Raw genomic sequence first — 10,321 nt, 5'->3', positions numbered from 1 at the left:
CTCCCGGAATCCGGGGGCGGCCGTCCGCGTTGGACACTGCGCCAGGTTTCCCGACCCGCTGGAGCAGGCCGTGCTGTTCAACCGCCACAAGACCTCGCTGGTCCCCGCCGACCAGGCGCTGCCCGGCCGGCCCACCCCGGCCTTCACCCTGACCGAGCCGCACACCGTGCTCGGGCACCCGCTGTCCGGCCCGTACCCGGAGGGCCTGGAGGTGGCCGACTTCGGGCTGGGCTGCTTCTGGGGCGCCGAGCGCGCCTTCTGGCGGCTGCCCGGCGTCTGGACGACGCTGGTCGGCTACCAGGGCGGCCACACCCCGAACCCGACGTACGAGGAGGTGTGCAGCGGGCTGACCGGGCACACCGAGGCGGTCCGGGTGGTGTACGACCCGGCGGTGATCCCGTACGAGCGGCTGCTGAAGACCTTCTGGGAGGCGCACGACCCGACCCAGGGCAACCGCCAGGGCAACGACGTGGGCACCCAGTACCGCTCCGCCGTCTACACCCACTCCCCCGCCCAGGCCGAGGCCGCGGTGGCCACCCGGGACGCCTTCCAGCCCTCGCTGACCGCGCTCGGTTACGGCCCGGTCACCACCGAGATCGCCCCGGCCGGCCCGTTCTTCCCGGCCGAGCCGTACCACCAGCAGTACCTGTCGGAGGCCAAGAACCCCAACGGCTACTGCGGTCTCGGCGGTACCGGCGCCTCCTGCCCGATCGGCGTGGCCCGCACCCGGGACTGACCTCCGGCCCCGCCCCGGGATCGACCACCCAACGTGACCGATCCCCGATCCGGGCGCAGACTGGAAGGGCCAGCAGGGCCGGCCCGGCCACCCACTGGCGGCCGGGCGGTCCTCGCGGGAGAGGAGTGCGCCATGTCCGGTCTCTACCAGCGGAACTTCGACGATCCCGAGGAAGTCCGCCCCTTCGAGGAGGGCACGGGGGAACTGCGGCTGGTCAACCTGGACGGCGGCCCGGTGGGCCGGGCCGTGGGCGAGCCGGGTTGGCAGTGGTCCAAGCACGTGAAGCCGATCGCCGGGACCGAGAGCTGCCAGGCCGCCCACGCCGGGTACGTGCTCTCCGGCCGGATGAGGATCGTCATGGACGGCGGCCAGGAGGCCGAAGTGGGCCCCGGCGACTTCATGCTCTGCCCGCCCGGGCACGACGCCTGGACCGTCGGTGACGAGCCCTGCGTGATCGTCGACTGGCAGGGCTTCGCGGACTACGCGAAGCGGTGAGCGGAGCTGTGAGCAGAGCTGCGGGCGGACCGGGTCACAGCTGCTGCGGGGCCCGCTCGTCGGCGCCGTCGGCGGTGGTGCCCGGCAGCTCCGCCAGGAGCCTGCCCTCGGAGTCGTACGCCGCGATCGCCGGGCTCACCGGACGCCGGTGGGCGGCCGGATCCGCCTCCGGCAGCGGCGGCAGCACCACGTAGTAGCCGATCCACCGCTGCATTCCGACGGTGCTGACCAGGGTGGCGACGGTCGCCCTGCCCCCCGTGAACGCGACGATCCTCGCCGGGGCGACCGGGCCCAGGTAGAAGCTCGCGACGATGAAGCGGTCGCGGTCGCCGTGCGACTGGGCGTAGAGGGCGGGTCTGTCGTGCTCCAGGTTGTCGCTGCGCACGTCCCGGCAGTCCGTGCCGGAGTCGGAGCCGTCCGGCTGGTAGTTGTCGCACTTCTCGAACGGGCTGACCCACATCCGGGCGCCGGCCGCCATCTCGATGCGCTGCCCCGGGCCGACCTGCCGTACCGGCGAGAGCGGCAGCGGCGTGGCGGTGGCCGTGGGGCTCGGCGTGGCGGTGGGCGTGGGGCTCGGGACGGCGACGGGGCTGAACGCCGCCCCCGCCTCGCCCGCGACCTGCCCGACGTGCCGGGCGCTGCCGGCCGTCACCGCCGTCGCCCCGCAGACCAGCGCCACCGCGACCGCGGCCGCGGCGGTCCCGGCTCTGCGCCTGGCCTGGCGCCGTCGGGCGGCGGCGATGATCGGTACCGGGTCCGGCCCGGTCGCGTACGGGTCCTGGTCCTTGAGCAGTTCGCCGAGCCGGTGTTCGAAGCTCATACCGTCACCTCGATGTGCGTCGTGGGACTCGCCGTCACGCCGGAACGGTCGGCGAGTTCGGGCAGTGCGCGCAGCTTCGACATGGCCCGGTGCAGCGTGCTCTTCACCGTGCCCTGGGCGATGCCCAGTTCGGCCGCGACGGCGGCCTCGCTGAGGTCCCCGTAGTACCGCAGCACGACGACCGTCCGCTCACGGCGGGTGAGGGTGCCCAGCGCCTGGTGCAGCAGGGCGCGTTCGGCCTGCCGCTCGGCGAGGTCGTCGGAGAGCGGCCGGTCGGGGGTGTGCTCGACGGGCAGCTCGTGGTTGCGCAGTCGGCGCCACCAGTCGCGGTGCTGGTTGACCACGATCCGGCGGACGTACGCGGTGGGGTCGTCCCCGGTGATCCGGTGCCAGTGCAGGTAGGCGCGCTCCAGCGCCGACTGCACGATGTCCTTGGCCCGGTCCGGGTCGCCGGTCAACAGCTCGGCCAGCCGCAGCAGTTGCCGACCGCTCCCGGCGACGAACTCGCTGAACTCGTCGTCCTGCCGCTGTCTCTGCTCGCGTTTCACACCCGTCCTACTCCTCGGGCGGACCGCGAGGTTCGGTCCGCCCGGGGAGTTTTTCCGACCGGTGGGTCTTCCGACCGGGGTCCGGCCGGTCGGGGTGCGGGGCCGGGTCAGACGGCGCTGCCGGCCTTCCAGGCGGCCCAGCCCATGTTCCAGCCGTTCAGGCCGTTGTCCGGGGCGACCGTCTTGTCGCCGGAGTTCACGACCTCGACCACGTCGCCGACCATCGAGGACTTGTAGAACTTGAAGCCGTCCGTACCGCTGTCCTGGGCGCCCTTGGTGTCCCGGAGGCCGATGCAGCCGTGGCTGGTGTTCTGGCCGCCGAAGATCGACGGCGAGGACCAGTAGTTGCCGTGGATGAAGGTGCCCGAGGTGCTGAGGCGCTGGGCGTGCGGCACGTCCGCGATGTCGTACTCGCTGCCCAGGTTGACGGTCTGCGAGTTCATCCGGGTCTGGGTGTACTGCTCGGAGATCACCATCTTGCCGCCCCAGGTCATGTGCTCGGGCGAGCCGCCGGAGATCTTGTAGACCGCGCTGACCTGGCCGTCGGTGGTGACGGTGAGCTTCTTGGCGGCGAGGTCGGCGACGCTGGTCTGGGCCCGGCCGATGGTGAAGCTCACGTCCTTGGACTGGGTGCCGTACACGCCCTTGGCGCCCTCGACGTCCTTGAGCCGGAGCTTGAGGGTGACCTTGGTGCCCTTGGCCCAGTACTCCTGCGGCCGGAAGTCGAGGCGGGTGCTGGAGAACCAGTGGCCGACGATCTCGACGCCCGGCTCGGCTATCACGGTGATCGCCTGCTGGACGGCCTTGCGGTCGGTGACCGGCTTGCTGAAGTTGATCGAGACCGGCATGCCGACGCCGACCGTCGAGCCGTCCTCGGGGGTGAAGTAGCCGACGAAGGTGTTGGCCGGGGTCGCCGTGGTGAAGACGGCGTTGGAGTCCGCCTCCAGCTTGTCCTTGTCGAGGGCGACGGCGGCGACGGTGTACTTGGTGCCGCTGGCGGGGGCGGCGGCCGAGGTCCAGCCGGTGCCGTCGGCGGAGAGCTGGCCGGCCAGCTCCTTGCCGGCGGTGTCGGTGACCTTGACGCTGGTCAGGGTGCCGTTGGCGACGGCGACCTTGACCGGCTCGCTGAAGCTCGCGGAGGCGGCGCCGTCGGCCGGGGTGACGGTGATGACCGCGGCCGAGGTCTTGGGGGCGCTGCTGCCCGTGCCGCCGGAGGCCGGGGTGCCGTTCGCGCCGCCGGAGCCGCCGCTACCGCCGCTGGCGCTGTTGGCGCTGTTGTCGTTGCAGGCGGTCAGCAGCAGGACGGGCGCTCCGATCAGGCCCGCGAGGACCCCGCGTCGGCTCCAGCTGCTTCCGGCCGCCCGTCCCTGACCGTCCCGTGCCGTCACGTCGCGTCTCCCTGCTGATCATCCCGGGCATTACGGATACAGAAACGCAATACGCCCGTTCACGGTTCCATCACCGAAGGGTAAGCGATCGTATGAGATGACCCAACTTCCCGACGAACAGGGACAAAACGCCCGGCCCGCGGAGCGGACCGGGCGTTCACGGGCGGTGACGGTGAGGACCGTCACCCGACGGTTCCCCGCCCTACTCGGCGGAGCCTTCCACCGCGTACTCGTCCCACTCCTCGTCGTCCGGGTCGAACTCGGTCTGCGCCGACTCCCAGGTCGCCGAGGCGAGCTCCACGCCGGGCACGTCGCCGAGCAGCGCGACCGGGTCGATGAAGTGCGCGAGCGAACCCGACGGGTCCACCTCGATGGCCTCGACGGACTGGGCGCGCTCCTCGTCGTCGAGGTACTCGTCGGCGGTGACGGCCTCCAGGGCGGCCGCCTTGAGCGCGCCCTCGTCGGTGATCTCCGCGATGAGCTCGATCTTCACCCGGACATAGCGCGGGGCATCCTGGTCGGTCGTTTCAGTGCTGGTCATGCGTGCGAGCGTACGGGACGGGCGCGCCCGGCGCGGCGCACGGGCGGCCGCTCGGAGTGCACCCCGCGCGCCCGGCGTGAACGGCGCGAACGGAACGTGCGACGGCGCGAACGGAAGGGGCCGGTCCCTCGGAGAAGGACCGGCCCCACCGTTCCCCGCCTGGGCTCCCCCACCCGGGAGCCGCGGGACACGCGCCGTGCGGCGCGGTGCTGCCGCGGGAGCCGCCGCACCCTGTCGACCGGCCGGGGCCGGTCAGGGGCGGGACGACGGCGCCTCCCGCGGCGGGAGGACACAGCGGCCGGGTCAGGGCCACCCGATGTGTCCGGAGCCGACCGCGGTCGCCGGGGAGCCGCTCCCGGACGGTTGCCGTCGCCTCACTCGGCGTCCTGCCGTTGACCACCACGATGCCCGAGCCGTGTTAACCACGTGCTGCGGACAGGTGACGCCGGTGTACCACTTCCCCCGTGGACGAATCCTCCGCATCCATCCGCGGGGGGCGGTGGTGACGCCGGGTCAGTGCTGGGCGCGGCCGGTCAGGAAGCCCAGCAGGTCCTGGCGGGTGACGATGCCCTGCGGCTTGCCCTCCACCAGCACGACGGCCGCGTCGGCCTTCTCCAGCACGGTCATCAGGTTGGTGACCGTCTCGCCCGAGCCGACCACCGGCAGCGGCTTGGACATCACCTTGTCCAGCGTGTCGGTGAGCTCGATGTCCTTGGCGAAGATGCCCTCCAGCAGCAGCTTCTCCACCACCGAGCCGATCACCTCGCCGGCCATGATGTCCGGGTGGCCGGCGCCCGGGGAGACCACCGGCATCTGCGAGACGCCGTACTCGCGCAGCACCCGGACCGCCTCGGCGACCGTCTCGTTGGGGTGCATGTGGACGAACTGCGGGACGCCGCCCTGCGCGAGGGACTCCTTGCGGGCCAGCACCTCGCCGATGTGCGCCTCGTCGGTGGCCGAGGGCAGGAAGCCGTAGTCGGCCATCCAGTCGTCGTTGAAGATCTTCGACAGGTAGCCGCGGCCGCCGTCCGGCAGCAGCACCACGACGACGTCGTCCGGACCGAGCTTCTTGGCGACCTCCAGCGCGGCCACCACGGCCATGCCGCAGGAGCCGCCGACCAGCAGGCCCTCCTCCTTGGCCAGGCGGCGGGTCATCTGGAACGAGTCCTTGTCGGAGACCGCGACGATCTCGTCCGCGACACCGCGGTCGTAGGCGGTCGGCCAGAAGTCCTCACCGACGCCCTCGACCAGGTACGGCCGGCCGGTGCCGCCCGAGTAGACCGAGCCCTCCGGGTCGGCGCCGATCACCTTGACCTTGCCGCCGGAGGCCTCCTTCAGGTAGTTGCCGGTGCCGGAGATGGTGCCGCCGGTGCCGACGCCCGCCACGAAGTGGGTGATCTTCCCGTCGGTCTGCTCCCACAGCTCCGGGCCGGTGGAGTGGTAGTGCGAGGCCGGGTTGTCCGGGTTGGAGTACTGGTCCGGCTTCCAGGCGTTCGGGGTCTCCCGGACCAGGCGGTCGGAGACGTTGTAGTAGGAGTCCGGGTGCTCCGGGGCGACGGCGGTCGGACAGACGACCACCTCGGCGCCGTACGCGCGCAGGGTGTTGATCTTGTCGGTGGAGACCTTGTCAGGACAGACGAAGATGCACTTGTAGCCCTTCTGCTGGGCCACGATCGCCAGGCCGACACCGGTGTTGCCGGAGGTCGGCTCGACGATGGTGCCGCCCGGCTTGAGGGCGCCCGAGGCCTCGGCGGCCTCGATCATGCGCATCGCGATGCGGTCCTTGACCGAGCCGCCGGGGTTGAAGTACTCGACCTTGGCCAGCACTGTCGCGCTGATGCCCTCGGTGACCTTGTTCAGCTTGACCAGCGGCGTGTTGCCGACGAGGTCGATGATCGAGTTGTGGTACCGCACGGGGATCCTCCCGGTCTGTGGGCATGCGATTTCGGTACTGCGGAGTTCGGTACTGCAAAGCGTAGGGCGTGGCACCCGCCCCGCGGCTCCCCTCCTGCACCCCTCCCCCAATGGCCCACCCCCAGCGGCACCCCCGGTACTCCCGCCCTCCGCACGGGTAAGAGCGCTGTGCAGGCATGGCCGTGGCCCCGGAGGGGCCGGCAGGAGAGCACGTGAAGGGGGCACCGGATGCCAGGGGCACGGGACTCGCGGGCCCGGGTGGCCCGCCGGATCGCCACCGCGGCGGCGTACGGCGGCGGCGGCCTCGGCCTGCTCGGGGTGGGCGTCGTCGGCCTGCTGGTGACCGAGAGCAGACTCGCCATCCAGGCCATCGGCGTCCTGGAGACCGTCCCGCCCAAGGCGGACGGCGTCTACGGGGAGGCCTTCGCCGACCGCGCCGCCGACCCGCAGGCCCCGCTCGTGCTGGCCGTCCTCGGTGACTCCACCGGCGCCGGCCTCGGCGTGGCCCGGGCCGGCGAGACCCCGGGCGCGCTGCTGGCCGCGGGCCTCGCCTCGGTGGCCGAGCGCCCGGTCCGGCTGGTCAATGTGGCCCGCTCCGGCGGCCGCTCCGCCGACCTCTCCGGCCAGCTGGAGCAGGCCCTGCCGCACCACCCGGACGTCGCCGTGGTCATGGTCGGCGCCAACGACGTGACCCGGCACAGCCCGGCCCAGCTGGCCGTCCGCCAGCTCGGCGAGGCCGTCGCCGCCCTGCGCGCCAACGGCTGCGAGGTGGTCGTGGGCACCTGCCCGGACCTCGGGACGATCAAGCCGGTGCGGCCGCCGCTGCGCTGGGTGGCCCGCCGACTGAGCCGGCAGCTGGCCGCCGCGCAGACCATCGCGGTGGTGGAGGCGGGCGGCCGGACGGTCTCGCTGGGCTCGCTGCTGGGCCCGGAGTTCGCCGCCCGCCCGGAGATGTTCGCCGCCGACCGCTACCACCCCTCCGCCCAGGGCTACGCGACCGCCGCGATGGCCGTGCTGCCCTCGGTCTGCGCCGCGCTCGGGCTCTGGCCGGAGGAGGAGCGTCCTGCCACGGCCGTCCCGGGCGGCGCGGTGCTGCCGGTCGCGGTCGCGGCCGCCACGGCGGCCGGTCGGGAGGGCACCGAGGTGGCGGCCGTACCGGCGGAGGGCACGGGCCGCCGCTGGGCCCAGTTGAGGCACCGGCTGCGGATCGGTCTGCCCGGCCCGGAGAGCGGGAAGGAGGCTGGTACGACCCCCGACGGGGGCCCCGGGAATACGTCGGCCAGCTCACACGCTGGGGCGGGTGACGCCTGATCTACCAGGCGGTAACTTTCCTCCCGGACGTCAGGTCCGCCGTCACCCAGCGAGGAGCCCGCCATGCCCGAAGCCGTCATCGTCAGCGCCACCCGTTCGCCGATCGGCCGGGCCTTCAAGGGCTCGCTCAAGGACGTCCGCCCGGACGACCTGACCGCCCACGTCATCCAGGCCGCCCTGGCCAAGGTCCCGCAGCTCGACCCGCGCGACATCGACGACCTGATGCTGGGCTGCGGCCTGCCCGGCGGCGAGCAGGGCCACAACCTGGCCCGCATCGTGGCCGTCCAGATGGGCATGGACTACCTGCCGGGCGCCACCATCACCCGCTACTGCTCCTCCTCGCTCCAGACCACGCGGATGGCGCTGCACGCGATCAGGGCGGGCGAGGGCGACGTCTTCATCTCGGCCGGCGTGGAGACCGTCTCGCGCAGCGTCAACGGCACCTCGGACGGCCTGCCGGGCACCATGAACCCGGTCTTCGACGAGGCCCAGGCCCGTACGAAGAAGCGCGCCGAAGAGGGTGGCGGCGAGTGGCACGACCCGCGCGAGGACGGCCTGGTGCCGGACGCCTACATCGCGATGGGCCAGACCGCCGAGAACCTGGCCGCGCTCAAGGGCATCACCCGCGCCGAGCAGGACGAGTTCGGCGTCCGCTCGCAGAACCTCGCCGAGGCCGCCATCAAGGCCGGCTTCTGGGAGCGCGAGATCACCCCGGTGACGCTCCCGGACGGCACCGTGGTCAGCACGGACGACGGCCCGCGCGCCGGCGTCACCCTGGAGGGCGTGGCCGGCCTGAAGCCGGTGTTCCGCCCCGACGGCACCGTGACCGCGGGTAACTGCTGCCCGCTGAACGACGGCGCGGCCGCGCTGGTGATCATGTCCGACACCAAGGCCCGCGAGCTGGGCATCACCCCGCTCGCCCGGGTGGTCTCCACCGGTGTCAGCGCGCTCTCCCCCGAGATCATGGGCTACGGCCCGGTCGAGGCCTCCAAGCAGGCGCTCAAGCGGGCCGGCCTGACCATCGGTGACATCGACCTGGTCGAGATCAACGAGGCCTTCGCCGCCCAGGTGATCCCGTCCTACCGTGACCTCGGCGTCGACCTGGACCGGCTGAACGTCAACGGTGGCGCGATCGCGGTCGGCCACCCCTTCGGCATGACCGGCGCCCGGATCACCACCACGCTGATCAACTCCCTGCAGTGGCACGACAAGCAGTTCGGCCTGGAGACCATGTGCGTCGGCGGCGGCCAGGGCATGGCGATGGTGATCGAGCGCCTCAGCTGACCCTCCGGGCGCCCTCCGAAGGGTCTGGACCACCCATTTGGAGTGACGCAGCGTAATTGAGGGCCGGATCACACCGAGAGGTCGATCCGGCCCTCAATTCGTTCGTTTTCGACCCGGAAATCGACACTGCGGAGCGGATCAACTCCACTGCGTAGAACGGTGTTACCTAACAATTTGGGGACAAGAGCGAAAGTCCGGGATGAATTGGACATTCGCCCCTGCGGTAACAGCCCCGCATGCGGCAGTGTGGACACGTAACCCCGTTCCGCTCCTCGCTAGGAGTACGTTCCGTGAGCGCCGTCTACACCATCCTGCTGCTGATCCTGATCGCCGTGTCGACCGCCGTGCTGCTCCACCTCCGCGGGCTCTCCCGCCGGCTGGACGCACGGGCCGCGGCCCCGTCCGCGCCCGCACCCGTGGACGAGGCCGCGATACGCCGGGCCGTCACCGAGGCGCTCGCCGCCGACCGCGAGCGGGAGATCACGGAGGCCCGGGCGTTCTGGGCCGAGCAGGAGGCCCGCGCGGCCGAGGACGCGCCGCTGTTCGACTCCCCGTTCTCCGGCACCTTCTCCGGCACCGAGGAGTGGCCGCTCTTCTTCCCCCGCCCCACCGGCCCGCAGGACGCCGTCGACAACGCCGGGACGATGGACCCGGAGTTCGGCGAGGCGCTGCGCTCCGCGCTGGAGGACCTGATCAACGAGGGCGGCTCCGCCCCGGCCGAGCCCGGCGGCGAGGGCGGCGTGCCGCTGCGCCCCGGCCACCCGGCCGGCGAGACCAAGGACGCCCGGGCCCGCCGCGAGGCCGACCTGCTGGCCACCGGCCTGGAGGCCGGGCTGCTGGACGCCGACCAGGCCGTCGAGGAGGCCCCGGTCGCCGCGCCCGACCCGCGCCGCCACCCCTCGCACCCCGACTTCGTGCCCAGCCAGGCGCCGTCCCGGGAGTGGACGGACAGCCGGCTGGCCGCCCTCGCCGAGGAGGCCGTCGCCCTGGTCGACGTCCGCCCGGGCCCGCTGGGCACCCTGGACGTGTACGCCTTCGCCGACGGCACCACCCTCTGCGTGGCCCCGGGCGACCGGGAGGCCGCCTACCGGCTGATCGACGCGGTCCGCGCCGGTGAGCACGTCCGGCTGCTCGGCGGCTCGCGCTTCTCCGGCTCGTACTCGCTGACCTTCTCCACCGACGAGGAGGCCGTCTACGTGCTGGCCGACCGGGTGGTCGCCAGCATCTGACACCGGCTCACCAGCAGCAGCGCGCCGAAGGCCGGCCGGGTCACGGGGTTACCGC

10 protein-coding genes are annotated in these 10,321 nt (G+C 72.6%); 5 read left to right on the top strand and 5 right to left on the bottom strand.

Annotated elements, in window-relative coordinates:
- The first annotated feature begins 70 nt into the window (after window positions 1-70).
- Together msrA and ACFU7Z_RS27510 are read left to right on the top strand one after the other, a co-directional pair.
- Window positions 71-736: a peptide-methionine (S)-S-oxide reductase MsrA gene (msrA, locus tag ACFU7Z_RS27515; RefSeq protein WP_049654705.1), complete on the top strand. Its 666-nt coding sequence runs from the start codon at window positions 71-73 to the stop codon at window positions 734-736.
- A 132-nt stretch (window positions 737-868) separates the two neighbouring features.
- Window positions 869-1,231, top strand: a complete 363-nt coding sequence (locus tag ACFU7Z_RS27510; RefSeq protein WP_380780314.1) for a cupin domain-containing protein — start codon at window positions 869-871, stop codon at window positions 1,229-1,231.
- Window positions 1,232-1,265: 34 nt separating this feature from the next.
- On the opposite strand, the gene ACFU7Z_RS27505 is transcribed toward ACFU7Z_RS27510, so the two are convergent.
- From ACFU7Z_RS27505 to ACFU7Z_RS27485, 5 genes are all read right to left on the bottom strand, one after another.
- A complete protein-coding gene (locus ACFU7Z_RS27505; RefSeq protein WP_380780312.1) occupies window positions 1,266-2,051 on the bottom strand; it encodes a hypothetical protein in 786 nt (261 codons plus the stop codon).
- Complete coding sequence (locus ACFU7Z_RS27500) at window positions 2,048-2,599, bottom strand: SigE family RNA polymerase sigma factor (RefSeq protein WP_053112304.1); 552 nt, start codon at window positions 2,597-2,599, stop codon at window positions 2,048-2,050. The genes ACFU7Z_RS27505 and ACFU7Z_RS27500 overlap by 4 nt, the downstream gene beginning before the upstream one ends.
- Window positions 2,600-2,706: 107 nt before the next feature.
- The gene (locus tag ACFU7Z_RS27495) at window positions 2,707-3,987 is read right to left on the bottom strand and encodes an Ig-like domain-containing protein (protein ID WP_049656491.1); all 1,281 of its coding nucleotides are present in this window, start codon (window positions 3,985-3,987) and stop codon (window positions 2,707-2,709) included.
- A 202-nt stretch (window positions 3,988-4,189) separates the two neighbouring features.
- Window positions 4,190-4,528 (bottom strand): hypothetical protein, encoded by a 339-nt coding sequence (locus ACFU7Z_RS27490; protein WP_063780291.1) that lies wholly within the window; start codon window positions 4,526-4,528, stop codon window positions 4,190-4,192.
- Between the two features lie 513 nt (window positions 4,529-5,041).
- Window positions 5,042-6,442 carry a cystathionine beta-synthase gene (locus tag ACFU7Z_RS27485; protein ID WP_049656493.1) on the bottom strand — a complete coding sequence of 467 codons (1,401 nt, stop codon included), beginning with the start codon at window positions 6,440-6,442 and terminating at the stop codon, window positions 5,042-5,044.
- A 228-nt stretch (window positions 6,443-6,670) separates the two neighbouring features.
- On the opposite strand from ACFU7Z_RS27485, the gene ACFU7Z_RS27480 reads away from it, so the two are divergent.
- From ACFU7Z_RS27480 to ACFU7Z_RS27470, 3 genes are all read left to right on the top strand, one after another.
- A complete protein-coding gene (locus tag ACFU7Z_RS27480; protein ID WP_380743402.1) occupies window positions 6,671-7,753 on the top strand; it encodes an SGNH/GDSL hydrolase family protein in 1,083 nt (360 codons plus the stop codon).
- A 63-nt stretch (window positions 7,754-7,816) separates the two neighbouring features.
- Window positions 7,817-9,037 carry an acetyl-CoA C-acetyltransferase gene (locus ACFU7Z_RS27475; protein WP_380780309.1) on the top strand — a complete coding sequence of 407 codons (1,221 nt, stop codon included), beginning with the start codon at window positions 7,817-7,819 and terminating at the stop codon, window positions 9,035-9,037.
- 290 nt (window positions 9,038-9,327) lie between these two features.
- Entirely contained in the window at window positions 9,328-10,266 is a 939-nt protein-coding gene (locus ACFU7Z_RS27470) for a hypothetical protein (protein WP_049656499.1), read from the top strand.
- Window positions 10,267-10,321: the final 55 nt, after the last annotated feature.

Source organism: Kitasatospora sp. NPDC057518 (assembly GCF_042802075.1).
Taxonomy (GTDB): Bacteria; Actinomycetota; Actinomycetes; order Streptomycetales; family Streptomycetaceae; genus Kitasatospora.
The sequence above is the reverse complement of the archived record's forward strand: the minus strand, read 5'-3'. Positions and strand labels throughout refer to the sequence as shown.